This window comes from Pseudomonas oryzihabitans, assembly GCF_001518815.1.
GTDB lineage: Bacteria > Pseudomonadota > Gammaproteobacteria > Pseudomonadales > Pseudomonadaceae > Chryseomonas > Chryseomonas oryzihabitans_E.
In genome coordinates this window covers 1,981,042-2,007,330 of record NZ_CP013987.1, presented here as the reverse complement: position 1 = coordinate 2,007,330, position 26,289 = coordinate 1,981,042, and the positions used below count along the sequence as shown (strand labels likewise).

At 62.9% G+C, this 26,289-nt stretch carries 22 protein-coding genes and 6 tRNA genes; 9 read left to right on the top strand and 19 right to left on the bottom strand.

Features of this window, described 5'->3' with window-relative positions; genetic code table 11:
* The first annotated feature begins 13 nt into the window (after nt 1-13).
* Nucleotides 14-1,006, top strand: a complete 993-nt coding sequence (locus APT59_RS09195; protein WP_059314563.1) for a sulfate ABC transporter substrate-binding protein — start codon at nt 14-16, stop codon at nt 1,004-1,006.
* A gap of 91 nt (nt 1,007-1,097) precedes the next feature.
* Here APT59_RS09195 and APT59_RS09190 read toward each other — a convergent pair.
* The 6 genes from APT59_RS09190 to APT59_RS09165 all read right to left on the bottom strand — a co-directional run bounded on the left by APT59_RS09190 (nt 1,098) and on the right by APT59_RS09165 (nt 1,694).
* Nucleotides 1,098-1,173 (bottom strand) — tRNA-Gly (locus APT59_RS09190).
* Between the two features lie 4 nt (nt 1,174-1,177).
* Nucleotides 1,178-1,253: transfer RNA gene (locus APT59_RS09185), tRNA-Glu, on the bottom strand.
* Nucleotides 1,254-1,317: 64 nt separating this feature from the next.
* Nucleotides 1,318-1,393: transfer RNA gene (locus tag APT59_RS09180), tRNA-Gly, on the bottom strand.
* Nucleotides 1,394-1,397: 4 nt separating this feature from the next.
* Nucleotides 1,398-1,473 (bottom strand) — tRNA-Glu (locus APT59_RS09175).
* 64 nt (nt 1,474-1,537) lie between these two features.
* Nucleotides 1,538-1,613: transfer RNA gene (locus APT59_RS09170), tRNA-Gly, on the bottom strand.
* A gap of 5 nt (nt 1,614-1,618) precedes the next feature.
* Nucleotides 1,619-1,694: transfer RNA gene (locus tag APT59_RS09165), tRNA-Glu, on the bottom strand.
* Between the two features lie 171 nt (nt 1,695-1,865).
* On the opposite strand from APT59_RS09165, the gene APT59_RS09160 reads away from it, so the two are divergent.
* The gene (locus APT59_RS09160) at nt 1,866-2,633 is read left to right on the top strand and encodes a hypothetical protein (RefSeq protein ID WP_237140586.1); all 768 of its coding nucleotides are present in this window, start codon (nt 1,866-1,868) and stop codon (nt 2,631-2,633) included.
* Nucleotides 2,634-2,657: 24 nt separating this feature from the next.
* Here the strand turns inward: APT59_RS09160 and APT59_RS09155 are convergent, their stop codons facing one another.
* The 4 genes from APT59_RS09155 to msrB form a co-directional block, all read right to left on the bottom strand.
* The gene (locus APT59_RS09155) at nt 2,658-3,146 is read right to left on the bottom strand and encodes a GAF domain-containing protein (protein ID WP_059314561.1); all 489 of its coding nucleotides are present in this window, start codon (nt 3,144-3,146) and stop codon (nt 2,658-2,660) included.
* Nucleotides 3,143-4,039, bottom strand: coding sequence for an ATP-binding protein (locus APT59_RS09150; protein WP_420480501.1), 897 nt, complete (start codon nt 4,037-4,039; stop codon nt 3,143-3,145). The genes APT59_RS09155 and APT59_RS09150 overlap by 4 nt, the downstream gene beginning before the upstream one ends.
* Before the next feature lie 102 nt (nt 4,040-4,141).
* Entirely contained in the window at nt 4,142-4,627 is a 486-nt protein-coding gene (locus APT59_RS09145; protein WP_059314559.1) for a glutathione peroxidase, read from the bottom strand.
* Entirely contained in the window at nt 4,624-5,025 is a 402-nt protein-coding gene (msrB, locus tag APT59_RS09140) for a peptide-methionine (R)-S-oxide reductase MsrB (protein WP_059314558.1), read from the bottom strand. Before msrB ends, APT59_RS09145 begins: the two co-directional genes overlap by 4 nt.
* A gap of 155 nt (nt 5,026-5,180) precedes the next feature.
* On the opposite strand from msrB, the gene APT59_RS09135 reads away from it, so the two are divergent.
* Together APT59_RS09135 and htpX are read left to right on the top strand one after the other, a co-directional pair.
* The gene (locus APT59_RS09135) at nt 5,181-6,392 is read left to right on the top strand and encodes a pyridoxal phosphate-dependent aminotransferase (protein ID WP_059314557.1); all 1,212 of its coding nucleotides are present in this window, start codon (nt 5,181-5,183) and stop codon (nt 6,390-6,392) included.
* 182 nt (nt 6,393-6,574) lie between these two features.
* Nucleotides 6,575-7,453, top strand: a complete 879-nt coding sequence (gene htpX, locus APT59_RS09130) for a protease HtpX (RefSeq protein WP_059314556.1) — start codon at nt 6,575-6,577, stop codon at nt 7,451-7,453.
* A gap of 40 nt (nt 7,454-7,493) precedes the next feature.
* On the opposite strand, the gene APT59_RS09125 is transcribed toward htpX, so the two are convergent.
* Together APT59_RS09125 and APT59_RS09120 are read right to left on the bottom strand one after the other, a co-directional pair.
* Complete coding sequence (locus APT59_RS09125) at nt 7,494-8,669, bottom strand: vWA domain-containing protein (protein WP_059314555.1); 1,176 nt, start codon at nt 8,667-8,669, stop codon at nt 7,494-7,496.
* A gap of 8 nt (nt 8,670-8,677) precedes the next feature.
* Nucleotides 8,678-9,511, bottom strand: a complete 834-nt coding sequence (locus tag APT59_RS09120; RefSeq protein ID WP_059314554.1) for an AAA family ATPase — start codon at nt 9,509-9,511, stop codon at nt 8,678-8,680.
* 111 nt (nt 9,512-9,622) lie between these two features.
* On the opposite strand from APT59_RS09120, the gene cysK reads away from it, so the two are divergent.
* Nucleotides 9,623-10,597, top strand: a complete 975-nt coding sequence (cysK, locus tag APT59_RS09115) for a cysteine synthase A (RefSeq protein WP_059314553.1) — start codon at nt 9,623-9,625, stop codon at nt 10,595-10,597.
* Nucleotides 10,598-10,713: 116 nt separating this feature from the next.
* Here the strand turns inward: cysK and APT59_RS09110 are convergent, their stop codons facing one another.
* From APT59_RS09110 to tig, 5 genes are all read right to left on the bottom strand, one after another.
* Nucleotides 10,714-12,570, bottom strand: coding sequence for a SurA N-terminal domain-containing protein (locus APT59_RS09110; protein ID WP_059316858.1), 1,857 nt, complete (start codon nt 12,568-12,570; stop codon nt 10,714-10,716).
* A gap of 174 nt (nt 12,571-12,744) precedes the next feature.
* On the bottom strand, nt 12,745-15,141 hold the full coding sequence (gene lon, locus APT59_RS09105; RefSeq protein WP_059314552.1) for an endopeptidase La: 2,397 nt from the start codon (nt 15,139-15,141) through the stop codon (nt 12,745-12,747).
* A gap of 127 nt (nt 15,142-15,268) precedes the next feature.
* Nucleotides 15,269-16,549, bottom strand: a complete 1,281-nt coding sequence (clpX, locus tag APT59_RS09100; protein WP_059314551.1) for an ATP-dependent Clp protease ATP-binding subunit ClpX — start codon at nt 16,547-16,549, stop codon at nt 15,269-15,271.
* A 110-nt stretch (nt 16,550-16,659) separates the two neighbouring features.
* Entirely contained in the window at nt 16,660-17,301 is a 642-nt protein-coding gene (gene clpP / locus APT59_RS09095; protein WP_007162222.1) for an ATP-dependent Clp endopeptidase proteolytic subunit ClpP, read from the bottom strand.
* Between the two features lie 90 nt (nt 17,302-17,391).
* On the bottom strand, nt 17,392-18,702 hold the full coding sequence (gene tig / locus APT59_RS09090; RefSeq protein ID WP_059314550.1) for a trigger factor: 1,311 nt from the start codon (nt 18,700-18,702) through the stop codon (nt 17,392-17,394).
* A 281-nt stretch (nt 18,703-18,983) separates the two neighbouring features.
* On the opposite strand from tig, the gene APT59_RS09085 reads away from it, so the two are divergent.
* Both APT59_RS09085 and APT59_RS09080 read left to right on the top strand, forming a co-directional pair.
* Nucleotides 18,984-20,291, top strand: a complete 1,308-nt coding sequence (locus tag APT59_RS09085; protein WP_059314549.1) for an Nramp family divalent metal transporter — start codon at nt 18,984-18,986, stop codon at nt 20,289-20,291.
* Nucleotides 20,292-20,347: 56 nt separating this feature from the next.
* Nucleotides 20,348-21,298 carry a 2-hydroxyacid dehydrogenase gene (locus APT59_RS09080; protein WP_059314548.1) on the top strand — a complete coding sequence of 317 codons (951 nt, stop codon included), beginning with the start codon at nt 20,348-20,350 and terminating at the stop codon, nt 21,296-21,298.
* 29 nt (nt 21,299-21,327) lie between these two features.
* On the opposite strand, the gene APT59_RS09075 is transcribed toward APT59_RS09080, so the two are convergent.
* Nucleotides 21,328-21,774 (bottom strand): hypothetical protein, encoded by a 447-nt coding sequence (locus APT59_RS09075; protein ID WP_174523133.1) that lies wholly within the window; start codon nt 21,772-21,774, stop codon nt 21,328-21,330.
* Nucleotides 21,775-21,872: 98 nt separating this feature from the next.
* Nucleotides 21,873-22,829, bottom strand: coding sequence for a LysR family transcriptional regulator (locus APT59_RS09070; RefSeq protein ID WP_059314546.1), 957 nt, complete (start codon nt 22,827-22,829; stop codon nt 21,873-21,875).
* Nucleotides 22,830-23,037: 208 nt separating this feature from the next.
* Here APT59_RS09070 and APT59_RS09065 point away from each other — a divergent pair, with 208 nt between their 5' ends.
* Both APT59_RS09065 and APT59_RS09060 read left to right on the top strand, forming a co-directional pair.
* The gene (locus APT59_RS09065) at nt 23,038-24,771 is read left to right on the top strand and encodes an AMP-binding protein (protein WP_059314545.1); all 1,734 of its coding nucleotides are present in this window, start codon (nt 23,038-23,040) and stop codon (nt 24,769-24,771) included.
* On the top strand, nt 24,768-26,282 hold the full coding sequence (locus APT59_RS09060; RefSeq protein WP_059314544.1) for a CoA-acylating methylmalonate-semialdehyde dehydrogenase: 1,515 nt from the start codon (nt 24,768-24,770) through the stop codon (nt 26,280-26,282). The genes APT59_RS09065 and APT59_RS09060 overlap by 4 nt, the downstream gene beginning before the upstream one ends.
* Nucleotides 26,283-26,289 lie beyond the last annotated feature (7 nt).

Here is a 26,289-nt window from a genome sequence, read left to right as displayed (position 1 = left end):
GCAGGACGCCCCCATGAAGACCCTTCGCTTGACCCTGCTCGCGGCTTTGGCTGCCAGCACCCAGGCCCTCGCCGCCCCACCGCTGCTCAACGTCTCCTATGACGTGATGCGGGACTTCTACAAGGATTACAACCCGGCCTTCCAGGCGCATTGGAAAGCCGAGCACGGCGACACTCCGGTGATCCAGATGTCCCACGGCGGCTCCAGCAAGCAGGCTCGCGCGGTCATTGATGGCTTGCAGGCCGACGTCATCACCATGAACCAGGCCACCGACATCCAGGCGCTGGCCGACCGCGGCCTGGTGCCCAAGGACTGGGAAACCCGCCTACCCGATCGCAGCGCACCCTTCACTTCGGCCACGGTACTCATCGTGCGCCAGGGCAACCCCAAGGGTATCCACGACTGGTCCGACCTGCTCAAGGACGGCGTTGAAGTGATCGTGCCCAATCCCAAGACCTCCGGAAACGGTCGCTACACCTACCTTTCCGCCTGGACCTACGCCTTGCGCCAGCCGGGCGGGGATGAGCAGAAGGCCCGCGCCTTTGTCGCCGACCTGTTCAAGCATGTGTCCATCCTGGATACCGGCGGCCGCGCCGCTACCACCACCTTCATGAAGAATCAGCAGGGCGATGTCCTGGTGACCTTCGAGAACGAAGCCGAGATGATCGCCCGGGAGTTCGGCCGGGGCGGCTTCGAAGTGGTCTACCCGAGCATCTCGGTGCAGGCCGAGCCACCGGTGAGCGTGGTCGACAGCGTCGTCGACAAGAAAGGTACCCGCGCCGAGGCCGAGGATTACCTCAAATATCTCTGGTCCGACGAAGGCCAGAAGATCGCCGCGCAAAACTTCCTGCGCCCTCGCAATACCCAGATCCTGGCGCAGTACGCCGACCGCTTTCCCACGCTCGAGCTGGTGGATGCGCAAAAGGAATTCGGCCCTTGGAGCGGCATCCAGAAGACCCACTTCGCCGATGGCGGTGTTTTCGACCAGATCTATACGCCCCAGTAAGCCTGCCTCGCCCGGCCCAGTGCCGGGCGCCTGGAGCAGCCAAAAAACGCATAAACAAAAACACCGCCCGGAGGCGGTGTTCTTGTTTATTTGGAGCGGGAAACGAGACTCGAACTCGCGACCCCGACCTTGGCAAGGTCGTGCTCTACCAACTGAGCTATTCCCGCAATGTGGCGTCCCCTAGGGGACTCGAACCCCTGTTACCGCCGTGAAAGGGCGGTGTCCTAGGCCACTAGACGAAGGGGACGAAACCTCTTTCCGCAAGGTCTTTCACCTCGCATCCAACTGTAACGAAACGGCTGGATTATGTTTGGAGCGGGAAACGAGACTCGAACTCGCGACCCCGACCTTGGCAAGGTCGTGCTCTACCAACTGAGCTATTCCCGCAATATGGCGTCCCCTAGGGGACTCGAACCCCTGTTACCGCCGTGAAAGGGCGGTGTCCTAGGCCACTAGACGAAGGGGACGAAACCTCTTTCAGCAAGGCCTTTCACCTTGCATCCGCCTGCCCTTGAGCAACCGGATTGTATTTGGAGCGGGAAACGAGACTCGAACTCGCGACCCCGACCTTGGCAAGGTCGTGCTCTACCAACTGAGCTATTCCCGCAATTTTGGCGTCCCCTAGGGGACTCGAACCCCTGTTACCGCCGTGAAAGGGCGGTGTCCTAGGCCACTAGACGAAGGGGACCAGGTAGAATCCCTGAGGACTCTGGCCTACCACTCGGCTGACGCTTGCCGCCGTTGGGAGTGCGCGCATTCTAGGGAGCCTTACCCTGGGCGTCAATAGCTGATTAAATACTTTTCAAATCAACGACTTCGCTCGTACGACAAACGGCGGGCAAGCACCATGGAGAAGGTCATGTCCTCAACGATGATTGCAGCGGTAGTGGGACTTGGCATCCTTCTGGTGATCATGATCGCCTTCGTCAACCAGAAGCTCGAAGCGGGACGGCTGGAAAAGCAGCGGCTGGTCGCCGATCTCACCGACCGGATCAAGCGTTGCGCCCAGTTGTCCGGCAGCCTGCCGGGCCAGCTGATGACACCGGCGCTCAAGCAGCTGTTTCATCGCATCGAACTGGGATTGATCGCCCGCCTCGCCGCCTTGCAGACTCCTTCCGCCAGCCTGACCGCGCGCAAGACCGAACTGGAAGAAGCCCTGGCCAAGGGCGATGACATCGAACTCACCAATGCCGCCCGGCCGGTGCATACCGAGGCTCGGGTCAAGGAGGTCCGCGGCTATATGGAGATGCTGCATGCACTCGTCGCCCACGCCAACCAGATCGGCATTCTCGATGGCCAGGAAGCGCAGCGCTGGGTAGGCGAGATGCGCTATCTGCTCACCGTGACCTATGTGGAGTTCTTCCGCTATCAGGCCGAACAGCAGATCAAGACCGACCACTACATCCAGGCACGCCAATCGTACGAACGGGCGATCATGCAGATTCGCAAGCAGCAGCAACCCGAGCGCTACACCGAGTTGCTGGCCCATCTGGAAGAACAGATCGCTCAGGTGAAACGTCAGCAGAGCGAACTGGCCGAGCAGGCCAGCAGCAGCGCCAACGAGCTGTCGGACAGCGTGGATACCCTCAAGGACGACAGCTGGCGCAAGAAGAACGACTACGAGTGAGGGCTTCCCTGTCCTCCCCTGGGATCAGCAGTCGGTGGCAGCCATGAAGGCCGCCACCAGGCTTTCGATGCCCGCTTGATCCGCCGCACTGAAGCGTCCTGGATTCGGGCTGTCGAGATCTAGCACGCCGATCAGGCGACCTTCCTGGATCAACGGAACCACCAGTTCGCTACGCGAAGCAGCGTCACAGGCGATATGCCCGGGAAAGGCATGGACGTCCTCGACGCGCTGGGTACGGCGCTCCCGGGCGGCCGCGCCGCATACACCCTTGCTGAAGGGAATGCGCATGCAGGCCACCTTGCCCTGGAAGGGTCCGAGCAGCAGCTGGTCCTGACCCTCGACGAAATAGAAGCCGGCCCAATTCAGGTCCGGCACTTCCTGGTAGATGAAGGCCGACAGCTGGGCGGCATTGGCCACCAGATTGCGCTCACCGGCCAGCAGGGCCTCGACCTGGGCCGCCAACATGGCGTAGCCCTCCAGTCCTGCACCTACGCCCGTCAGTTCTACGGTCATGCTTTCTCCAATAGCTTGAGCCCGACCCATTGCCGGGCGAATTGATAGGCACAGCGGCCATTGCGGTTGCCGCGGCCGGAGGCCCAGCGGATGGCCTCGCGATCGGCGTCTTCCGACCACTCCAGCTCCACCCCGGACTTGCCGGCCAGGGTCGTGCACCAGTGGCGAACGACGGCGAGATAGTGATCCTGGGTAAAGGGATAGAAGGACAGCCACAGACCGAAACGGTCCGACAGCGCGATCTTGTCCTCGGCCGCCTCGCTCGGGTGCAGTTCGCCATCGACGTGCTCCCAGTTGGCGTTGTCGCTCTGCCGCTCGGCCACCAGGTGACGACGATTGGAGGTGGCATAGAGCAGGACGTTGTCCGGCGCCTGCTCCAGCGAGCCATCGAGCACGCTCTTGAGCACTCGATAATCGTCACTGCCGGCGTCGAAGGACAGGTCGTCGCAGAACACCACGAAACGCTGCGCTTGCCCGGCGAGTTGCTCTACCGCACGCGGCAGATCGGCGAGATCATCGCGTTCGATTTCGATCAGGCGCAGGCCCTGCCCCGCGTATTCCGCCAGCAGGGCACGGATCAGCGACGACTTGCCGGTACCGCGAGCCCCCCACAGCAGGGTGTGGTTGGCAGGCAGTCCGGCGACGAATTGGCGGGTATTGCGAGCGAGCTGGTCGCGTTGCCGATCGATACCCAGCAGATCGGCCAGCCGCAACTCCAGGTTGACCTCGAGCGGCTGCAGGTAGCCGCCATGGCCTTCACGGCGCCAACGTGCGGCATAGCAGTGCTGCCAATCCAGAGATTCGCGACGATGGGGCAGCAGGGGCTCCAGGCGCTCGAGCACCTGGCGGGCCTGGAGCAGAAAGTCTTCTAGGGAGGCACTCACAGGAAACATCCTTGACGACGAAAAAGGGAAGCGGACAAGGCACCCTCCATGGAAGGCGCTTTAATCGTATTACTTTTCAATCCAATTGAAAGCCCTTGTCGAGATCCGGAGCTAACGCGCCAGGGCCCGGCGGATGTGCTTGTCCAACTGGGAAGGCCGAGTGATGGGGGCAAAGCGCTGCACCCGCCCTCGCTCCGGAGTGATCAGGAACTTGGTGAAGTTCCAGCGGATAGCGGTTCCGAGCAACCCTGGCGCCGCGCGCTTCAAGGCGTTGAACAAGGGGTGGGCCGCTTCGCCATTGACGTCGAGCTTGGCCATGACCGGAAAGCTGACCCCGAAGCGGGTCACGCAGAAATTCTGAATCTCGGCGTTGCTTCCCGGCTCCTGGCCGCCGAATTGATTGCAGGGAAAGACGATCACGCGCAAGCCGTCGGCCAGATAGCGCTGCTGCAATTCCTCGAGCCCGGCGTACTGGCGGGTGAAACCGCAGCGACTGGCGGTATTGACCACCAGATAGGCTCGGGCCGTCCAGTCCGCCAGGCACGCCTGCTGGCCGTCCGCCGTCTGGAAGGGTAACTGCAGAATCTCTGAGATCACGCGGTTTCTCTGGGCTGGAGATCAAGGGCGACGGAATTGATGCAGTAGCGCAGGCCGGTCGGCGGCGGGCCGTCGGGAAAGACGTGCCCCAGATGGGCGTCGCAGCGGGCGCAGAGTACCTCGACCCGGTGCATGCCATGGCTGAAGTCTTCTTTTTCGCGCACGGCCTCGGCGTCGATGGGCGCGTAGTAACTCGGCCAGCCGCAACCGGAATCGAACTTGGTGCTGGAGTCGAACAACGCGAGCTCACAGCAGGCGCAGCGATAGACGCCAGGCGTCTTGGTGTTGCAGTAGGCACCGGTATAGGGCGCCTCGGTAGCCGCCAGGCGGCACACGCGAAACTGATCGTCGGTCAGACGCTCGCGCCAATCTTCTGGGCTACGCTGTACTTTTTCCATGGTGACCTCTCTGGATGCCGGCGCATCTTTTGTAACAGGCGATGCAGCCGTATGATTCCCGCTCAGTCTGGCATCCACCCCCGGATGCTGCCAAGCGCCGGTCGGCGTCCGCCTTCACCGAGTCTTTCTCGCCCTTTTCCAGGATTCATTTCCCCATGCAGGTCTCCAAGTCGAACAAGCTCGCCAATGTCTGCTACGACATCCGCGGTCCGGTCCTCAAGCATGCCAAGCGCCTCGAAGAGGAAGGCCACCGCATCCTGAAGCTCAACATCGGCAACCCGGCGCCCTTCGGCTTCGAGGCGCCGGAGGAAATCCTGCAGGACGTCATCCGCAACCTGCCGACCGCCCAGGGCTATAGCGACTCCAAGGGGCTGTTCAGCGCGCGCAAGGCAGTCATGCAGTATTGCCAGCAGAAGCGCATCGAAGGTGTCGGCATCGAAGACATCTATCTGGGCAATGGCGTCTCCGAACTGATCGTCATGGCCATGCAGGCGCTGCTCAACAACAACGACGAGGTGCTGATCCCGGCGCCTGACTACCCCCTGTGGACAGCGGCGGTCAGCCTCGCGGGCGGCAAGCCGGTGCACTACCTGTGCGACGAACAGGCTGGCTGGTTCCCGGACCTGGCCGACATGGAAGCCAAGATCACCAGCAACACCAAGGCGCTGGTGCTGATCAACCCCAACAACCCCACCGGCGCGGTCTATTCCAAGGAAGTACTGGAAGGCATCGTCGAGCTGGCCCGGCGGCACAATCTGGTGCTGTTCTCCGACGAGATCTACGACAAGATTCTCTACGACGAAGCCCAGCACATCTCCACCGCCTCCCTGGCGCCGGACGTCCTCTGCCTGACCTTCAACGGCCTGTCCAAGTCCTATCGCGTGGCTGGCTTCCGCTCGGGCTGGCTGATCGTCTCGGGGCCCAAGCACCGCGCCCACAGCTATATCGAGGGCCTCGACATCCTCGCCAACATGCGCCTGTGCGCCAATGTCCCGGCGCAGCATGCGATCCAGACCGCGCTGGGCGGCTACCAGAGCATCAACGACCTGGTGCTGCCGCACGGACGCCTGCTGGAACAGCGCAATCGCACCTGGGAATTGCTCAACGCCATCCCCGGCGTCAGCTGCGTCAAGCCGATGGGCGCGCTCTATGCCTTCCCGCGGATCGACCCCAAGGTCTGCCCCATCCACAATGACGAGAAGTTCGTCCTGGACCTGCTGCTGTCGGAGAAGCTGCTAGTGGTGCAGGGCACCGCGTTCAACTGGCCCTGGCCCGACCACTTCCGGGTCGTCACCCTGCCCCGCGTCGACGATCTGGAGCAGGCCATCGGCCGCATCGGCAACTTCCTGGGTGGCTATTCCCAGTAGAGCAAAGCATTTCCGCGTCTTTCACCGGTTGCCGCCCCTGAAGGCGTCAGCCGGCACAGGCGCTCGCCCCCTCGCCCGCCTGGCCAACGGACGACACAGTTTGCAATAGTGGAAACGTTGAATGGATCGGGGCCGAACCTTATATAGCCGGCAGATAAACCTGTGAGGAGCTGTACCCCACCATGATGCGCATTCTGTTGTTTCTGGCTACCAACCTGGCGGTGCTGATCGTTGCCAGCATCACCTTGAAGGTGCTTGGCGTGGATCGCTACACCGGTCAGAACCATGGCAGTCTGCTGGTGTTCTGTGCCGTATTCGGTTTCGCCGGCTCGCTGGTCTCGCTGTTCATCTCCAAGTGGATGGCGAAGATGAGCACCCGTACCGAGGTCATCAGCCAGCCGCGTACCCGTCATGAGCAGTGGCTGCTGCAGACGGTGGAAGAGCTGGCTCGCGAGGCCGGCATCAAGACCCCTGAGGTCGGCATCTTCCCGGCCTACGAGGCCAACGCCTTTGCCACCGGCTGGAACCGCAACGACGCCCTGGTCGCGGTCAGCCAGGGACTGCTGGAGCGCTTCTCGCCTGACGAGGTGCGTGCGGTGCTGGCCCACGAGATCGGCCACGTCGCCAATGGCGACATGGTGACCCTGGCCTTGATCCAGGGCGTGGTGAACACCTTCGTGATGTTCTTTGCGCGGATCTTCGGCAACTTCGTCGACAAGGCCATCTTCAAGAACGAAGAAGGCCACGGGATCGCCTACTTCGTGACCACCATCGTCGCCGAGCTGGTACTGGGCATCCTGGCCAGCATCATCGTCATGTGGTTCTCGCGCAAACGCGAATTCCGCGCCGACGAAGCCGGTGCGCGCCTGGCCGGTCCCAACGCCATGATCGGCGCCTTGCAGCGCCTGCGCGCCGAGCAGGGCATCCCGGTGCAGATGCCCGACACCCTGAACGCCTTCGGCATCAATGGCTCGCTGAAGAACGGCCTGGCCGGTCTGCTGATGAGCCACCCGCCGCTGGAAGACCGCATCGAGGCCCTGCGCCGCTACGGTCAGCGCTAAGCGCGAGCGATGAAAAAAACCCGGCTTCGGCCGGGTTTTTTCATGGGCGGGTCAAGGACCGGATGGCATCGCCCAGCCCCTCGCCGGTCAGGGGAAACATGCGCTGGGCAATGAGGTCGCGGAGCAGCTGGATCGAGGTGCTGCTGGCCCAGCCATCCTGCGGATAGGGATTGAGCCAGACCGCCCGGGGGAAATGCTGGCAGAGCCGCTGGATCCAAAGCGCGCCAGGTTCTTCGTTCCAATGCTCGACGCTGCCGCCGGGATGGGTGATCTCATAGGGCCCCATGCTGGCGTCGCCTACGATCACCAGGCGATAGTCCGCTCCGTAGCGGCGCAGCAACTCGGCGGTCGCCAGACCTTCCTCGTGTCGACGGGCGTTATCGCGCCAGACCCGTTCGTAGACGCAATTGTGGAAGTAGTAGTGCTCCAGGTGGCGAAACTCGAGGCGACAGGCGCTGAACAGCTCGGTGCACAGGCGTACGTGCAGATCCATGGAACCCCCGACATCGAGCAACAGGAGCACCTTGGTGGCATTGTGTCGCTCAGGGCGATAGCGCACGTCCAGCAACCCACCCTCCCGGGCCGTCGCGGCCACGGTGCCCTCCAGGTCGAATTCAGCCGCCGCGCCCTGGCGAGCGAAGCGACGCAGCCGGCGCAGGGCCAGTTGCAGGTTGCGTCTGTCCAGGGGCGCGCGGTCGTCCAGATTGCGGTAGTCCCGCTGCTCCCAGACCTTGGCCGCCCGCCCCTGACGAGTACCGGCCTCACCAACGCGTACGCCAAAGGGATTGTAGCCACCGCTGCCGAAGGGACTGGTACCGCCCGTGCCTATCCACTTGTTGCCACCGGCATGGCGCTCACGCTGTTCGGCGAGCCGCTGCCGCAGAGTATCGAGCAATTCGTCGAGGCCACCCAGGGCCTGAAGTCGCTGGCGATCCTCGTCGGAAAGCAATCGCTGCAGTTCCAACCGCAACCAGTCCGCGGGAATCGCCTGCGTCTCCGACAGACGCTCCGACCTGGCCATCTCACCGGCATAGACCTGGTCGAAACGGTCGAAGAAGCGCTCGTCCTTGACCAGCACCGCCCGCGCCAGCAGATAGAAGGCCTCGGGATCGGCGACGGCGAGACCGGCGTCCAGTGCGGCATGCAGATCCAGCAATTCGCCCAGGGACACCGGAATGCCAGCGGCCCTCAGGCGCGTGAAGAAGTCGAGGAACATGCCGGTTCTCAGCTCCGCCGACGACGCATGAACGCCTGGCGCTCGAGCAGTTGCAGGTCTTGCTCGTTCTTCAGCAGGGCGCCCGCCAGGGGTGGCAGGCCACCCTCCACATGCAACCCCTGTTGCGCCTGCTCGTCACCCAGCAACAGCGCCAGCCAGTCCACCAGCTCCGAGGTGGACGGCTTCTTCTTCAGGCCCGAGACGTTGCGCAGGTCATAGAAGAGATCCAGGGCTTCCCTGACCAGCCGCCCCTGGAGGTCGGGATAATGGACCTGGACGATGCGCTCAAGGGTGTCGCGCTCCGGAAAACGAATGAAATGAAAGAAGCACCGACGCAGGAAGGCGTCCGGCAGCTCCTTCTCATTGTTGGAGGTGATGATGATGATCGGTCGCCGCTCGGCGCGAATGGTCTCCCCCGTCTCGTAGACATGGAACTCCATGCGGTCGAGCTCCAGCAGCAGGTCGTTGGGAAACTCGATGTCGGCCTTGTCGATCTCGTCGATCAGCAACACCACCGGCTCCTCAGCGGTGAAGGCATCCCACACCTTGCCGGGCTTGATGTAGTTCGCCACCTCCTGCACCCGGGGATCGCCCAGCTGGGAATCGCGCAGGCGACTCACGGCGTCGTATTCGTAGAGCCCTTGCTGCGCCTTGGTGGTGGACTTGACGTGCCAGGTGATAAGACGTGCGCCCTGGCTCTGGGCCACCTGCTCGGCCAGCAGGGTCTTGCCGGTGCCGGGCTCACCCTTCACCAGGAGTGGACGTCCCAATTGAATGGCGGCATTGACCGCCAGACTGAGCTCGGCCGTAGCCACATAACGCTCGGTACCCTGAAAGGCCATCATCGATCCTCTAGCAGCTGTTTCGCCTGACGATAGCAGGCCGTGCCTGGGCTGGACGCCATCGGACGCAAGGCCTAGGCTGCGAGTTTTCCGCGCCGTACAGGATCCGCCATGAGCCGCATCTTCGCTGACAATGCCCAGTCCATCGGTAATACGCCGCTGATCTACATCAATCGCCTCGGTCCCAAGGGGGTTACCCTGCTCGCCAAGATCGAGGGACGTAACCCGGGGTATTCGGTCAAATGCCGCATCGGTGCCAACCTGATCTGGGACGCCGAAGCCAAGGGCCTGCTCAAGCCCGGCATGAGTCTGGTGGAGCCGACCTCGGGTAATACCGGTATCGGCCTGGCCTATGTCGCCGCCGCCCGTGGCTATCGCCTGGTGCTGACCATGCCCGCCTCCATGAGCCTGGAGCGACGCAAGGTCCTGAAGGCACTGGGTGCGGAGCTGGTCCTGACCGAACCGGCCAAGGGCATGAAGGGCGCCATCGACAAGGCGCGGGAGATCGCCGAAAGCGAGCCCGATCGCTACTTCATGCCGCAGCAGTTCGATAATCCGGCCAATCCGGCCATCCATGAAAAGACCACCGGCCCGGAAATCTGGAACGATACCGATGGTGCCATCGACGTACTGGTAGCCGGCGTCGGTACCGGTGGCACCCTGACCGGCATCTCGCGCTTCATCAAGAACACCAAGGGCAAGCCGATCCTTTCGGTCGCCGTGGAGCCGGAAACCTCGCCGGTCATCAGCCAGACCCTTGCCGGTGCGGAAGTGAAACCCAGCCCACACAAGATCCAGGGCATCGGGGCCGGCTTCGTACCCGGCAACCTGGACCTCGCCATGGTCGATCGCGTCGAGCAGGTAAGCGATGAGCAAGCCAAGTTGATGGCCCAGCGCCTGATGCGCGAGGAAGGCATCCTCTGCGGCATCTCCTGCGGTGCCGCCATGGCTGCGGCGGTCCGTATGGCCGAGACGCCGGAGATGCAGGGCAAGACCATCGTGGTCATCCTGCCGGATTCCGGCGAGCGCTATCTGTCGACCATGCTCTTCGACGACCTGTTCGACGAGCAGGAACTCGTCCAGTAGAACGCCGGCAACGAGCCCCCTCCTCCCTTCCCGGCCTCTGGCCTGGCAGGCCGCACGGCATCCGGCGCTCTGGGTGCCCCTCAAGAAAAAGCCCGGTTTCCCGGGCTTTTTTCGTATCAGAGATGCTTGATCTCGGCCTTGGCATCCAGGGCCCGGCGATAGGCCGCAAAGTCGACCTGTCCGGCTCGCGAGGCCAGGTAGCGACGATAGAGCGCCTTGTCCTCGGCACTCAGGGCTTCCTTGGGTACCCCGACGCCCTGCAGGCGCAGCAGCACGAAGTCGCCGTTCCGCAGGCTGATACCGGCATAGGACGGCTTGTCGGCTTCCGGCTTGGCCATGCGGAACACCGCTTGCAGTACCTGGGGATCGACGCCCTCCTGATTGCGGGTAGCCGCTTCGACGGTACGCCAGTCGCCTGCCGGCGCCTTACCGCCGTCACGCAGGGCCTTGAGCTGCTCTTCGCCAGTCTGCTTGGCGACGGCCGTGGCCTTTTCCTGGCTCAAGCGGGTCACGATCTCTTTCTTGACCGCGTCCAAGGGCTGCAGCTGCGGCGTGCGGTGCTCCTTGTCGCGAATGACCACCAGGGTATCCGGATCCAGCTGCAAGGCGGCGCTGTTGGCGCCGTTGCGCAACACGTCCTCGCTGAAAGCCGCCTCGATCACCTGACGATTGGCAGTGAGACCCTCACCACCCTCACGACCGAAGGGAGCACTGGTCTTGACCTGAAGGCCTTGCTCCTGGGCCGGCTGGCTCAGGTCGGAGGCCTCATAGGCAGAGCTTTCCAGCTTACGACCTGCTTCCACGAACAGCCGATCAGCGTCTTCCGCCTTCAGTTGCTGCTCCAGGCGTGGCCGAACGCTGGCCAGGGTGGGCACTTCCGGCGCCTGGACCCCTTGCAGCTTGATCAGATGCCAGCCGAAGCTGGTGCGCACCGGCGCGGATACCTGATGCGGCGCCAGGGCATACAGCGCCTCTTCGAAGGCCGGGTCGTAGACACCGCGACCGGCAAAGCCCAGGTCACCGCCATTGGCCGCCGAGCCCGGATCCTGGGAGAACTCCTTGGCGAGCTTGGCGAAGTCTTCACCCTTGCTCAGGCGCTCCTGGATCTGCTTGATCTTGGCCTTGGCCTGCTCGTCATTCTGCTTGTCGTTGACCTCAATGAGGATATGGGCGGCGTCACGCTGCTCCGACAGATTGGCGATTTCGGACTTGTAGGCCGCCTGCAGGCGGCTTTCGTCGACCTTGGCCTTGGCCAGGAAGGCGTCCTTCTTCAGCTCCACGTACTCGATGACCACCTGCTCGGGCGTCATGAAGTCATTCTTGTGGCTGTCGTAGTACGCCTGAATCTCCTCCTGCGTTGGCACGATACCGCTGGTGGAAGCCTTGACGGTACGCATGGCGAAGTCACGGGTCTGGCGCTCGAGGGCCGCGAAGGTCTCGATATCGGCATCGGTAACGAAATTGCTGCCGACGATGCCGGCGCGTAGCTGACCGATCAGCATCTCGTCACGCAGCAGGTCCCGGAATTGCAGGCGGTTGTAGTTCATCTGGCGAACGGCCTGATCGAAGCGCTGGGGATCGAAACGCCCTTCGGTCTGGAATTCGGGGGTGTTGAGGATCAGCTGATCCAGCGCCTGTTCGGAGAAGGCGAAGCGATCGGCCTTGGCGCTCTGCAGCAGCAATTGCTTGTCGATCAGCGCCTTTAGGGCGGACTCACGCAGCAGGCGGTCATCCAGGGTGGACGGATCGAACCCCTGCCCCAGTTGCTGTTGCAGCTGGCGACGCTGCATTTCCACGGCCTGGGCCAGCTCCGTCTGCTTGATCTCGTCGCCGTTAACCAGGGCAACGGCGCCCTGGTGACCCGTCGCACGGATGATCGCTTCGAAGCCGGTCAATGCCATCAGCAGGATGATGAATCCGATGATGACTTTGGCAATCCATCCCTGCGAACGGTCCCTGATGTTTTGTAGCATGTTCCCCCCACGAGCTGTGGCCAGACCGGCCATGGCGAAATCGTCGAATAGCAAATAGCGAAAAGGCGCATCTCGAGATGCGCCTTTTCGTCGATCAAGGACCTTGCATCCAGCAGGACGGCGGAACACCAGCAACCTCGTCTGGCGGCCCGCCCATCAAGCCCAGGTACGCCGTCAGTGGGTACTGACGCGCTCCTTGCCTTCCTGATCCCGCTTCTCGTCCTTGCTGACGAGCTCCGGACCATCGTCCGGAAGCGGCTCCGGCGTGTATTGCAGCGCAACCTCCAAGACCTCGTCAATCCATTTGACCGGCTTGATCTGCAAGTCAGCCTTGATGTTGTCCGGAATGTCCCGCAGATCCCGGACGTTTTCTTCCGGAATGATCACGGTACGGATGCCGCCACGATGGGCCGCGAGCAACTTTTCCTTGAGCCCACCGATGGCCAGTACCTGACCGCGCAAGGTGATCTCGCCGGTCATGGCCACGTCGGCACGCACCGGAATGCGGGTGGCGGCCGAGACCAGCGCCGTGCACATCCCGATACCGGCACTCGGACCGTCCTTCGGCGTGGCGCCTTCGGGAACGTGGATATGGATGTCGTGCTTCTCGTGGAAGTCCTTGGGAATGCCCAGGCTGCGACCACGACTGCGCACCACGGTCAGGGCCGCGGTAATGGACTCGGCCATGACATCACCCAGGGAGCCGGTCTTGATCATCTGGCCCTTGCCGGGGACGACAGCGGACTCGATGGTCAGGAGTTCACCACCCACCTGGGTCCAGGCCAGGCCGGTCACCTGGCCGATCTGATCCTGTTGCTCGGCCAGGCCATAGCGGAACTTGCGCACGCCCAGCCAGTGCTCCAGGGTATCCACGGTGACGCTGGCAGTACGCTCCTTGCTCAGGGCATGCTGCTTGACCACCTTGCGACAGACCTTGGCTACCTGGCGCTCCAGACTCCGCACGCCCGCTTCACGGGTGTAGTAGCGAATGATGTCACGTAGGGCATCTTCGTCGAAGGCCACCTCGTCCTTCTTCAGGCCATTGGCCTTGACCTGCTTGGGAATCAGGTAGCGAGTGGCGATGTTGACCTTTTCCGCCTCGGTGTAACCGGGCAGGCGAATGACTTCCATACGGTCCAGCAGTGGCGCCGGAATGTTCATGGAGTTGGCGGTGCAGACGAACATCACGTCGGAGAGGTCGTAGTCGACTTCGAGGTAATGGTCGTTGAAGGTGTGGTTCTGCTCCGGATCCAGGACCTCGAGCAGCGCGGAGGCGGGATCGCCACGCATGTCGTTGCCCATCTTGTCGATTTCGTCGAGCAGGAACAGTGGATTGCGCACGCCGACCTTGGTCATCTTCTGAATGAGACGACCCGGCATGGAGCCAATGTAGGTACGACGGTGACCACGGATTTCGGCTTCGTCACGCACGCCACCCAGGGCCATGCGCACGAACTTGCGGCCGGTGGAGCGGGCGATGGATTCGGCCAGGGAGGTCTTGCCCACACCGGGCGGACCGACCAGGCACAGCACCGGGCCCCGCACCTTCTTCACGCGCTTCTGCACGGCGAGGTATTCCAGGATGCGCTCTTTCACTTCCTCGAGGCCATAGTGGTCCTTGTCCAGAACCTCTTCGGCACGGCCCAGGTCCAGACGGACCTTGCTCTCCGCCTGCCACGGCACGTTCACCAGCCAGTCGATGTAGGAACGCACCACGGTGGCCTCGGCCGACATGGGCGACATCTGCTTGAGCTTGTTCAGCTCGGCAGTGGCCTTGGCCAGGGCATCCTTGGGCAGACCCGCGGCGTCGATGCGGCGCTTGAGATCCTCGACCTCGTTGTGGCCTTCGTCGATGTCACCCAGTTCTTTCTGGATGGCCTTCATCTGCTCGTTGAGGTAGTACTCGCGCTGACTACGCTCCATCTGCTTCTTGACGCGACCACGGATGCGCTTTTCCACCTGCAAGAGGTCGATTTCCGCATCCAGCAGGGCCAGCACGTGCTCGACGCGCGCGCCGAGCTCGGTGATCTCGAGGATTTCCTGCTTCTGCTCGATCTTCAGCGCCATGTGGGCGGCCATGGTGTCGACCAGGCGGCTGGGATCTTCGATGCTATTGAGCGAAGACAGGACCTCGGCCGGTACCTTCTTGCCGAGCTGAACATACTGCTCGAACTGGCTCATCAGGCTGCGCGAGAAGACCTCGGACTCGCGGTCCGGGGCTTCGCTGTCGTCGATCAGGGTCACCAGGGCACGGGCATAGGCCTGATTCTCGACGAAGGACTCAATGCGGCCGCGCTGCTCGCCTTCGACCAGGACCTTGACGGTACCGTCAGGAAGCTTGAGCAGCTGGAGAACGGTCGCGACCGTACCCATGTGATACATGTCATCCGCGGCGGGATCGTCATCGCCGGGATTCTTCTGTGCGACCAGCAGGATCTGCTTGTCGCCAGCCATGGCGGCCTCGAGGGCCTCGACGGACTTTTCCCTTCCGACGAACAATGGGATGACCATGTGGGGATAGACCACTACGTCTCGTAGGGGCAGCAGGGGAAGTTCTATCGTCGTAGTCATGGGGTACGGGTCTCGGCAAATAATCGGCCGCAGATGCGGTTAAGGCCTCGGTTTTCCCTAACATGAGGTTGGCCGCCGCAAAATACAACCGTCGCTGAAATGAAAAAGGGGCCGAAGCCCCTTTTTGTCACGCGTCTGGCGCCGCCTTGGCGGGCTCGGTGTTCTCATAGATGAGCAGCGGCTGGGAACTCCCATCGATGACGCTCTCGTCGATGACCACCTTGCTGACTTCCTTCTGTGAAGGAATCTCGTACATGGTCTCGAGCAGGATGCCTTCGAGGATGGACCTCAGGCCGCGGGCACCGGTCTTGCGTTCCAGTGCCTTGCGAGCGACCGCCTTCAGTGCATCGGGGCGGAACTCCAGGTCGACGTCTTCCATTTCAAACAGCTTGGCGTACTGCTTGGTCAGGGCGTTCTTCGGCTCGGTCAGGATCTGCATGAGCGCTGGCTCATCCAGTTCGTCCAGGGTCGCGATGACCGGCAGACGACCGACGAACTCGGGAATCAGGCCGAACTTGACCAGATCCTCGGGCTCGGCATCACGCAGGGATTCGCCGATCTTCTTGCCCAGTTCCTGACTGCGAACCTCGGCGTTGAAGCCGATACCGCCGCCCTTGGTGGAACGGTTCTGAATGACCTTTTCCAAGCCAGCGAAGGCACCGCCGCAGATGAACAGGATATTGCGCGTATCCACCTGCAGGAATTCCTGCTGGGGATGCTTGCGGCCACCCTGGGGCGGAACCGACGCCACGGTACCCTCGATCAGCTTCAGCAGCGCCTGCTGCACACCCTCGCCCGAGACATCACGGGTGATGGAGGGGTTGTCGGACTTACGCGAGATCTTGTCGATCTCGTCGATGTAGACGATGCCCATCTGGGCCTTTTCCACATCGTAGTCGCACTTCTGCAGCAGCTTCTGGATGATGTTCTCGACGTCTTCACCCACGTAACCGGCTTCGGTCAGAGTGGTGGCATCGGCGATGGTGAAAGGTACGTTGAGCAGGCGCGCCAGCGTTTCCGCCAACAACGTCTTGCCCGAGCCAGTCGGGCCGATGAGCAGAATATTGCTCTTGCCCAGCTCGACGTCGTCTTTCTTCTCGCGCTGATTCAGACGCTTGTAGTGGTTGTAGACGGCAACGGCGAGGACCCGCTTGGCACGCTGCTGACCAATGACATACTGGTCGAGGATGGCGCTGATTTCCTTCGGCGCTGGCAGCTTGTGCGCATTGCTTTCGGCCTGCGCTTCCTGGACTTCCTCGCGGATGATGTCATTGCACAGGTCGACGCATTCGTCGCAGATGAAGACGGAGGGTCCAGCGATCAATTTACGTACTTCGTGCTGACTCTTGCCGCAGAAGGAGCAGTAAAGCAGCTTGCCGTTATCGTCGCTATTGCGCGTATCTGTCATTCGATCGATCCAATGGAATGTGCTTACATCAACAAGATGGAGCCTATTGCACGGTTTTTCAAGCCTACCCGCCCAAACGACCGGCGTCTGGGCAGGTGGTCGAGGCGGGGTCAGGCGGGGATGTTGCGCTTCTCGAGGACCTTGTCGATCAGACCGTAGGCAACGGCTTCGGGGCCACTCATGAAGTTGTCACGGTCGGTATCGCGGGCGATCACGTCCATGGGCTGACCGGTGTGATGCGCGAGCACCTTGTTCAGACGCTCACGGATGGTCAAAATTTCACGGGCGTGAATCTCGATGTCCGACGCCTGACCCTGGAAGCCGCCCAGGGGCTGGTGAATCATCATCCGCGAGTGCGGCAGGCAGAAGCGCTTCTCGGCGGCGCCGCCTGCCAGCAGCAGGGCACCCATGCTGCAGGCCTGGCCGATGCAGATGGTGGAGACGTCGGGCTTGATGAACTGCATGGTGTCGTAGATCGACATGCCTGCGGTCACCGAGCCACCCGGGCTGTTGATATAGAGGTGGATGTCCTTGTCAGGATTCTCCGCTTCCAGGAACAGCAGCTGGGCGACGACCAGGTTGGCCATGTAGTCCTCGACCTGGCCGACCAGGAAGATGACCCGCTCCTTGAGCAGCCGGGAGTAGATGTCATAGGCGCGCTCGCCACGGGCGGATTGCTCCACCACCATGGGTACCAGACCGCCAGCGGCTTGAATATCGGGCATGGATTGCATGTATGAGTTGCGGGACATGTCCTGCACTAGCTCCCTATCTGGATAACCTGTCAAAAACACATAAGCCAGCACGAGGCTGGCTTAGGTGAACTAGCAACTGGAGGCAGATCAGGCTGCTTGCGGAGCCTCGGTCGGTTTGACCGCGTCCTCGTAGGAGACCTGCTTGTCGGTGACTTTTGCCTGCTTGAGGACAGTATCCACGACTTGTTCTTCCAGTACAACCGAACGCACTTCGTTCAGCTGCTGCTCGTTCTGGTAGTACCACTTCACTACCTGCTCGGGCTCCTGGTAGGCAGCGGCCATCTCCTCGATCAGCTCGCGAACGCGGGCGTCATCGGGCTTGAGCTCGAACTGCTTGACCATCTCGGCGATGATCAGGCCCAGCAGCACGCGGCGCTTGGCCTGCTCGCTGAAGAGTTCGGCCGGCAGCTGGTCGGGCTGGATGTTGCCGCCGAACTGCTGGACGGCCTGCACGCGCAGACGATCCACTTCGTTGCTGATCAGGGCAGCCGGTACGTCGATCTGGTTGGCGGCCAGCAGACCGTCCATGACCTGGTTCTTGACCTTGGTCTTCAGGGCCTGGCGCAGTTCGCGCTCCATGTTCTTGCGCACTTCGGCGCGGAACCCTTCGACGGTGGTCTCTTCCACGCCGAACTGCTTGAAGAAGGCTTCGTTCAGCTCGGGCAGCTCGGGAGCGGCCACTTCCTTGACGGTGACCTTGAACTGAGCGGCTTTGCCGGCCAGGTCCAGGTTCTGGTAGTCCTCGGGGAAGGTCAGGTCGAGCACGCGCTCTTCACCAGCCTTGGCGCCGACCAGACCGTCTTCGAAACCGGGGATCATGCGGCCGGAGCCCAGGACCAGCTTGGTGCCCTCGGCGGAACCACCGGAGAAGGCTTCGCCATCCTGGGTGCCGACGAAGTCGATGGTGACCTGGTCGTCGGTAGCGGCAGCGCGGTCGACGACTTCATAACGGGTGCCCTGCTTGCGCAGCACGTCGAGCATCTTGTCGATGTCGGCGTCTTCGACGCTGGAGTCCTGGCGCTCGATCTCGATGCCGTCCAAACCCTTGACTTCGAATTCGGGGAAGACTTCGAAGGTCGCGACGTATTCCAGATCCTTGCCCTTTTCGAACACCTTGGGTTCGACGGCGGGTGCGCCGGCCGGATTGAGCTTTTGCTCGACGACGGCTTCGTAGAAGGTTTCCTGAATGAGATCACCCAAGGCTTCCTGACGCGCCGAGGCTTCGTAGCGCTGACGGATGACGCTCATGGGTACCTTGCCCGGGCGGAAACCGGGAACCTTGGCGCGTCGGGCAGTCTGCTGCAGACGCTTGTTCACTTCGGTTTCAATACGCTCGGCCGGCACGCCAATGGTCATGCGACGCTCGAGAGCAGAGGTGTTTTCAACGGAAACTTGCATGGATATTCCTCGTGGCACAAGAACAGGCCGGCTTTCCGACCCCCCAGAATCAAGGGCGACCATTCTAGAGACAGTCTCAAGCGAAGTCACCTGGCTTGATCCAGCGGTACGTAAGGCAGTCCACGATCCGGCGACGCCTTACCTGACCAAAGGCAACATTTTGTAGCCCGCCATTAGTTGTACGACATCGTATGTAGTGCTAAACCCTGAAAGGGCAAGCTAACAATAAGGCCTCCCGAGGCCTCATCCAGAACAACAACAATCGTTAGGAGAGTTGCCCCATGGAGCGATCCGGTTCCGTCGATAAATCCGTACCCGTTGCCCAGGAACACAGCTCCGGCCTGCGCCGGATGGCGAAACTGCTCGGCCCCGGCATCATCGCCGTATTGTCCTGGCTGGGCGCTGGCGACCTCATCACCTCCTCGGTGGCGGGGGCGAACTACGGCTACGCCATGATGTGGGTGCTGGCGGTTTCCCTGCTGCTGCGCTTTCTCATCGTCAACATCATCGCGCGCTTCCAGCTGTGCAATAACAAGGGCATGTCGATCCTCGAAGGCTATGCCCAGCTGCACCCGGTGTTCGCCTGGTTCATGCTCGGGTACGCGCTCGTCATGGGGCACCTGACCAACGCCTACATGCTCAAGGGCGCTGGCGAGGCCCTGGCCACCCTCCTCCATGTCGACTATCCGCTGCTCTGCTCGGTGGCGGTGGTGATCGCGATCTGGCTGCTGGTGGGGCGTAACTTCTATGCCCTGATCGAAGGCGTGATGAAGGTGCTGCTGGCGGTCATGACCCTTGCCTTCATCACCTTGGCGGTGATGTCGGGCCCGGACCTGGGCGGCATCCTGCGCGGCACCATCGGCTTCAGCATTCCGCCAGATGAAGGCGTGCATGGAGCTCTGCTGGTAGCGGTATCGGTCATTGGCGCCGTGGCCGGTTCCATCGCCAACTTCGTGCATCCCTATGTGATGAAGGAAAAGGGCTGGACCGGCCCGGAGCACAAGCGCATCCAGCGCAACGACCTGCTGTTCGCCGTGGTGGTTGGCATCATTATCAACCTGGCCATCTGGGTCGTCGGCGTGGAAATCCTCAGACCCAACGGCCTGCAGGTGAACACCCTGAATGACCTGGGCTCGGCGCTGGAACTGTTCTTCGGCTCGGGCGGCTGGTTGATTTTCTTCACCGGCGTCTTCGCCACCCTGTTCGCCAGCGTGGTAGGCAAGACCACCGCCTTCCCCATGCTGATCACCGACGCCCTGCAACACATCCGTCCGGAGCGCCGCGAGCGTTATGGCAAGACCTTCCACAAAGACCCGCTGCACAAGTGGTTCATGCTTTTCATTCTGGTGACACCGCTGGTGTGGTCGCTGCCGGGCATGCCCGACTTCGTGACCCTGACCATCGGTGTGAATGCCCTGAACATCGTCGGCCTGCCGGTGATCTCCCTGGGCCTGTTGATCATGTCCAACCAGAAGTCGCTGCTGGGCGATAAATACCGCAACAACTGGTTCGAGAACCTCGCTCTGGGCTTCGCCACCCTGCTGGCGATCTGGGTCGCGATCCAGCTTGGCATCCAGCTGCTGGGCTGAGGCCAATCGATCAGAGGGGCGGGTTCGCCGCCCCTTCTTTTTCAAGGAGACTAGAGATGGCTGAACAGAAAGATCGCCCCGTGCTGCTGCAGGTGGGCCCGCTGCTACCTGCGCTACAAGACGCCCTGGCCGCACGCCACGAGATCCTGCGCTTCTGGGAGGCACCGGATCAGGCCAGGCTGCTAAGCGAGCGGGGCCAGGAGGTTCGCGCCCTGGTGACCTCCGGCGTACACGGTGCGACCCGCGAGTTGATGAGCGCTCTTCCCGGCCTGAAAGCCGTGTTCAGCTTCGGGGTGGGTTATGACAGCATCGACATCGCCGCCGCCCGGGATCTGGGCGTAGCGGTTAGCAACACCCCGGGCGTGCTGGACGATTGCGTAGCCGATACCGCCTTTGCCCTGCTGATCGACGTCGCCCGTGGCATCACCGCTGCGGATCGTTTCGTGCGCCGGGGCGACTGGCGCTCGGGCAAGTTTCCGTTGACCTCACGCCTGGCCGGCAAGACCTGCGGCATCGTCGGGCTTGGCAACATCGGCAAGAGCATCGCGCACCGGGTACAAGCCTTTGGCATGGACGTGGCCTATCACGGCCGTCATCAACAGACCGATGTGCCCTACCAGTACCATGCCAGTCTCGAAGAACTGGCGAAGGCCGCGGACTTCCTGGTGCTGTCGCTGCCTGGCGGCCCTGCCACCGATGGATTGATCGACGCCGGCATTCTTGCGGCCCTGGGTCCGCGTGGCTATCTGATCAATATCGCCCGTGGCAGTGTGGTCGATGAGCAGGCCCTGGTGGAGGCCCTGCAGTCGGGAGCCCTGGGCGGCGCCGGGCTGGACGTCTTCGCCGACGAGCCCCAGGTCCCCAAGGCCTTGCTGGCGCTGGATAACGTTGTACTTACCCCACACCTCGGCAGCGGCACCCGGGAGACACGCCAGGCCATGGCCGATCTGGTGCTGGCCAATGTGGAGCGCTATTTCACCGACGGGACCCTGGTCACTCCCGTCTGAAAAGCGGCGGCCCGAGCGGCCGCCGTCTCCTACTCGATGGCGGGCAGGGTCTTGCTGCGGATCCGCCGTGCCAGCGAATCGTAGATCTCGCGGCAGCCTTCGTCCCAGAATCGATCGGGATCGTCCTGCGGTTCGAGGGCAACGGAGAATTCCCCATCACGCTCCTTCAACACGAAATGCTCGTTGGTATAGAAGAAGGACAGGCCGATGGCGAAAGTCTGCGGCGTACCGGCCAGGTCATCGACGATCACCGTGAGGTCGTAGCGGGCATAGACCTCCATCTCGCGGACGATGTTGCCATCGACGCGTTTTTCCAGGCCCAGCCCGGCGTCCACTTGATCCGCGGAGTTCAGCCCCAGATAGCGGGTGAAGCAATCCGGCAACTCATGCAGGCGCCGCTCCAGTTCCTGCCAATAGGCTTCCTCACGCTCGGCCGCCTTGCTCAGCGCCTGACTCAATGCCTGATATCGTTCCATTGCCGTTCCCATCTGTTGACTGGAGGCCGTCGACGGACGACCCACAGCTCTGAGACCCCAGTCCTGTTCAGGGGTGCCCAGCCGGTCGGTGACGGACTTCAAGTCTCTGGCCAGCCCAGGCGAGGGCTGCGGGTCTCGCCCAGCAGGAAGTCGCGATTGGCATCGGTACAGGCGCGCAGATAGTCGGTGACCAGGGTGATGCGACGCAGGCGGCGCAAGTCTTCGCGGTAGTAGAGCCAGAATTGCCGGGTGATCTGGATCTGCTCCGGCAACAGCGCCACCAACCGCGCATCGGGCTCGGCGACAAAGCAGGGCAGGATCGCCAGGGCGTGGCCGCACAGGGCGGCCTGGTACTGGGCGATCACGCTGGTGCTTCGCAGGCCGCTGCTGGCCTCGGGCAGGATGCGTTCCAGGTAGAGCAACTCGGGGCTGAAGGCGAGATCGTCGACATAGGTGATGAACCTGTGCCGCCGCAGATCCGCGAGCTGTGTGATGGGCGGGTGCCTGGCCAGGTAGTCGGCGGTGGCATACAGCCGCAGGCGGTAGTCGCACAGCTTGCGGCAGACATAGGGCCCGCGCTCGGGGCGCTCCAGGGTGATGGCGATGTCGGCCTCCCGACGCGAGAGGTTGACGAAGTGCGGAACCGGGAGCACCTCCAGGGTGATGCCGGGATAGCGATCCTGGAAAAAGCTCAGCTGGGGCGCGACGAAGTAGCTGCCGAAGCCCTCGGTTGCGCCGATGCGCACCTGGCCGGAAGGTGCCAGACGCGTATCCGATATCTGCTCGCAGGCGGTTTGCAGGGTGCTTTCCAGGGTTTCGGCGTGCACCAGCAGGCGCTGGCCTTCCATGGTGAGGCTGAAGCCGGTACTGCGCGACTTCTCGAACAGCAGGGCACCGAGCGCCTTTTCCAGGGCCGAGATACGCCGCGAGACGGTGGTGTAGTCGACCCCCAACCGCCGCGCCGCGGCGCTGGCCTTCTGGGTGCGGGCGACTTCGAGGAAGAATCTGAGATCGTCCCAGTCAAGACGCGCTGCCGGGTTATTGGATTTTTGCATGTCGGTCGGGCGTTTTTGTCGGAAGCCAAGAGACTTTTGCCGGAACTATACTGCTTACCAGGGCGCGTCACGAGTGGTGACGGCGCGACCCGCTGCTAGCCAACAACAATAAAGAGCAGGCATCCATGACCCACGATCACGCCCTGTCCGGGGGCCACGCCGGACTTCGCCACCCGCCTTTGGTCATCGATATCGCGAGGTATCCGTCATGACGACCGGAGATGCCTTTCGCGAGGCACGCGACTTTCTGCTGCGCCATCGCACCGACTACGCCACTGCCGTCCGGGACTTCCAGTGGCCGCAGCTGGAGCACTTCAACTGGGCGCTGGACCATTTCGATCGCCTGGCCGAAGAGCATTCCGGTCCGGCACTGTGGCGACTCGATGCCGAGGGTCGTGAAGAACGCTACAGCTTCGCCGAGCTGGCCCAGACCTCGAATCGCACCGCCAACTTCCTGCGCAGCCAGGGCGTTCGTCGTGGCGAACGCATCCTGGTGATGCTGGGCAACGAGGTGGCGCTGTGGGAAACCCTGCTGGGCGCCTTCAAACTGGGCGCGGTGGTGGTGCCCGCCACCACCCTGCTCAGTGATGCCGATCTGCAGGATCGGGTCGCGCGCGGGCGCATCGCCCACCTGGTGGTGGGCAGTGCTCATACGGAGCGTTGTGCCAGTCTGGACCCCGGCCTTACCCGCATCTGCGTCGGGACGCCCGTGGCCGGCTGGCAGCCCTACGCACCGGCCGCCTGCGCCAGCGACTTCCTGCCCGATGGGCCGACCCGGGCAGAGGATCCGCTGCTGCTCTATTTCACCTCGGGAACTACCTCGCGACCCAAACTGGTCCTGCACAGCCATAGCAGCTATCCGGTGGGGCATCTGTCCACCCTCTACTGGATCGGCCTGCAACCGGGCGATGTGCACCTCAACATCTCCTCCCCTGGCTGGGCCAAGCATGCCTGGAGCTGCGTCTTCGCGCCTTGGAACGCCGGTGCCTGCGTATTCATCCATGATGTGCCGCGGTTCAAGCCCCAGGCGCTGCTGGAGGTGCTGGCGCGCTATCCAGTCACCAGCCTCTGCGCGCCGCCGACCGTGTGGCGCATGCTGATCCAGGAGGATCTCGCCGCCTATCGCAATCGCCTCAACCTGCGCGAACTCGTTGGCGCCGGCGAGCCGCTCAATCCGGAGATCATCGACAGCCTGCAGGATGCCTGGGGCCTGACCCTGAGAGATGGCTTCGGCCAGTCGGAAACCACGGCACTGGTCGGCAACACCCCAGGGCAGCCGCTCAAGCCCGGCTCCATGGGCCGCCCCCTGCCGGGTTGCCAGATCCAGCTGCTGGATGCCGACGGCCAACCAGGCGATGACGGCGAGGTGGCCCTGTCGCTCCAGCCACGACCGGCCGGTTTGATGCTGGGCTATGAGGACAGCCCGGAGAAAACCGCCGAGGTGATGCGCGACGGCTACTACCGTACCGGTGATACCGCGGTACGTGACGTCGATGGCTACATCACCTTTGTCGGGCGTGCCGATGACGTCTTCAAGTCGGCGGACTACCGCATCAGCCCCTTCGAACTGGAAAGCGCCCTGATCGAGCACCCCGCGGTGATGGAGGTGGCCGTGGTGCCCAGCCCGGACCCCTTGCGTCTCAATGTGCCCAAGGCCTTCGTCATCCTCGCCGCCGGCCAGCAGCCCTCGGCCGCCCTTGCGCGGGAATTGCTCGGCTTCGCCCGCGACTGCCTGTCGCCCTACAAGCGGGTGCGCCGCCTGCAATTCGTCAGCGAACTGCCCAAGACGCTGTCCGGCAAGATCCGCCGCATCGAGCTGCGCCTGGGCGAGGCACAGCGCCGCGCGGCTGGCACAGCCGAGCTCCACGACTATGCCGAAGAAGATTTCGCCAACCACCCTGCCCCGGCCTCCGTTGCCACCGCCCAGGAATCCCTGTCATGACCCAGACCGCCATCCAAGACGTGCCGCTGCTGATCGACGGCCAATTCGTCACCTCCACCAGCCGCGAAGGCCGCGAGGTGATCAATCCGGCGACGCAGGAGGTGCTGGCGCGGGTGCCCTTCGCCACCGCCGAGGAAGTGCAACGCGCCGTGGCCAGTGCCAAGACGGCCTTCGCCACCTGGCGCAAGACGCCCATCGGCGCCCGGGCGCGCATCTTCCTGCGCTACCAGCACCTGATCCGCGAGCATATGAGCGAACTGGCCGCGCTGCTCACCGCCGAGCAGGGCAAGACCCTGGCCGACGCCGAGGGCGACGTCTTTCGCGGCCTGGAGGTAGTTGAGCACGCGGCCGCCATCGGCAACCTGCAACTGGGCGAACTGGCCAATAACGTCGCCAGCGGGGTGGACACCTATACGCTGCTGCAACCCCTGGGCGTTTGCGCCGGCATTACCCCCTTCAACTTCCCGGCGATGATTCCGCTGTGGATGTTCCCCATGGCCATCGCCTGCGGCAACACCTTTGTCCTTAAGCCCTCGGAGCAGGATCCGCTGGTAACCATGCGCTTGGCCGAGCTGGCGCTGGAAGCCGGCGTGCCGCCCGGTGTGCTCAACGTGGTCCATGGCGGACCGGCGGTGGTGGATGCCCTCTGCGATCACCCGGATATCAAGGCGCTGTCCTTTGTCGGTTCGACCCGTGTAGGTACCCATGTCTATCGCCGCGCCAGCGAGGCTGGCAAGCGCGTGCAGTGCATGATGGGCGCCAAGAACCATGCGGTGGTGATGCCCGACGCGCCCCGCGAACAGACCCTGGCCAACCTGGTGGGCGCCGCCTTCGGCGCGGCCGGTCAGCGCTGCATGGCGGTTTCCGTGGTGGTGCTGGTGGGCGAAGCCAACAGCTGGGTACCGGATCTGGTGGCCAAGGCGCGCAGCCTCAAGGTGGGTGCGGGTCACGAGAATGGCACCGACGTCGGCCCGCTGATCTCCTGCCAGGCATTGGACCGGGTCAGCGGCCTGATCGAGCGTGGCGTGAGCGAAGGCGCGACCCTGGAGCTGGACGGTCGCAATATCCAGGTCGAGCGCTACGAGAAAGGCAATTTCGTCGGCCCGACGCTGTTCTCCGGGGTGACCACGGAGATGACGCTGTATCGCGAAGAGCTGTTCGGCCCGGTGCTCTGCGTGATGCACGCCGCCACCCTCGACGAGGCCATCGCCCTGATCAACGCCAATCCCAACGGCAACGGCGTCGCCCTCTTCACGCGCTCCGGCGCCGCGGCGCGTCGCTTCCAGGAAGACATCGATGTCGGCCAGGTCGGCATCAACGTGCCCATCCCGGTGCCGGTGCCGCTGTTTTCCTTCAGCGGTTCGCGCGCGTCCAAGCTCGGCGACCTGGGGCCCTATGGCAAGCAGGCGGTGCTGTTCTATACCCAGACCAAGACCATCACCACACGCTGGCCCGACGAGCAGGATGTCGGCAGCGCCGGTGTCGTCAACACCACCATCACCCTCAAGTAGCGGGAGA

What these genes read in the sequence shown, in the direction of transcription:
- APT59_RS09160 (WP_237140586.1), top strand. Translation starts at nt 1,866, where the DNA reads ATGTCCTCAACGATGATTGCAGCGGTAGTGGGACTTGGCATCCTTCTG.
- tig (WP_059314550.1), bottom strand. Translation starts at nt 18,702, where the DNA reads ATGCAAGTTTCCGTTGAAAACACCTCTGCTCTCGAGCGTCGCATGACC.
- APT59_RS09085 (WP_059314549.1), top strand. Translation starts at nt 18,984, where the DNA reads ATGGAGCGATCCGGTTCCGTCGATAAATCCGTACCCGTTGCCCAGGAA.
- APT59_RS09155 (WP_059314561.1), bottom strand. Translation starts at nt 3,146, where the DNA reads ATGACCGTAGAACTGACGGGCGTAGGTGCAGGACTGGAGGGCTACGCC.
- APT59_RS09120 (WP_059314554.1), bottom strand. Translation starts at nt 9,511, where the DNA reads ATGGCCTTTCAGGGTACCGAGCGTTATGTGGCTACGGCCGAGCTCAGT.
- APT59_RS09110 (WP_059316858.1), bottom strand. Translation starts at nt 12,570, where the DNA reads ATGCTACAAAACATCAGGGACCGTTCGCAGGGATGGATTGCCAAAGTC.
- clpX (WP_059314551.1), bottom strand. Translation starts at nt 16,549, where the DNA reads ATGACAGATACGCGCAATAGCGACGATAACGGCAAGCTGCTTTACTGC.
- cysK (WP_059314553.1), top strand. Translation starts at nt 9,623, where the DNA reads ATGAGCCGCATCTTCGCTGACAATGCCCAGTCCATCGGTAATACGCCG.
- clpP (WP_007162222.1), bottom strand. Translation starts at nt 17,301, where the DNA reads ATGTCCCGCAACTCATACATGCAATCCATGCCCGATATTCAAGCCGCT.
- APT59_RS09070 (WP_059314546.1), bottom strand. Translation starts at nt 22,829, where the DNA reads ATGCAAAAATCCAATAACCCGGCAGCGCGTCTTGACTGGGACGATCTC.
- APT59_RS09135 (WP_059314557.1), top strand. Translation starts at nt 5,181, where the DNA reads ATGCAGGTCTCCAAGTCGAACAAGCTCGCCAATGTCTGCTACGACATC.
- APT59_RS09065 (WP_059314545.1), top strand. Translation starts at nt 23,038, where the DNA reads ATGACGACCGGAGATGCCTTTCGCGAGGCACGCGACTTTCTGCTGCGC.
- lon (WP_059314552.1), bottom strand. Translation starts at nt 15,141, where the DNA reads ATGACTACGACGATAGAACTTCCCCTGCTGCCCCTACGAGACGTAGTG.
- APT59_RS09195 (WP_059314563.1), top strand. Translation starts at nt 14, where the DNA reads ATGAAGACCCTTCGCTTGACCCTGCTCGCGGCTTTGGCTGCCAGCACC.
- APT59_RS09080 (WP_059314548.1), top strand. Translation starts at nt 20,348, where the DNA reads ATGGCTGAACAGAAAGATCGCCCCGTGCTGCTGCAGGTGGGCCCGCTG.
- APT59_RS09125 (WP_059314555.1), bottom strand. Translation starts at nt 8,669, where the DNA reads ATGTTCCTCGACTTCTTCACGCGCCTGAGGGCCGCTGGCATTCCGGTG.
- msrB (WP_059314558.1), bottom strand. Translation starts at nt 5,025, where the DNA reads ATGGAAAAAGTACAGCGTAGCCCAGAAGATTGGCGCGAGCGTCTGACC.
- htpX (WP_059314556.1), top strand. Translation starts at nt 6,575, where the DNA reads ATGATGCGCATTCTGTTGTTTCTGGCTACCAACCTGGCGGTGCTGATC.
- APT59_RS09150 (WP_420480501.1), bottom strand. Translation starts at nt 4,039, where the DNA reads ATGTTTCCTGTGAGTGCCTCCCTAGAAGACTTTCTGCTCCAGGCCCGC.
- APT59_RS09060 (WP_059314544.1), top strand. Translation starts at nt 24,768, where the DNA reads ATGACCCAGACCGCCATCCAAGACGTGCCGCTGCTGATCGACGGCCAA.
- APT59_RS09075 (WP_174523133.1), bottom strand. Translation starts at nt 21,774, where the DNA reads ATGGAACGATATCAGGCATTGAGTCAGGCGCTGAGCAAGGCGGCCGAG.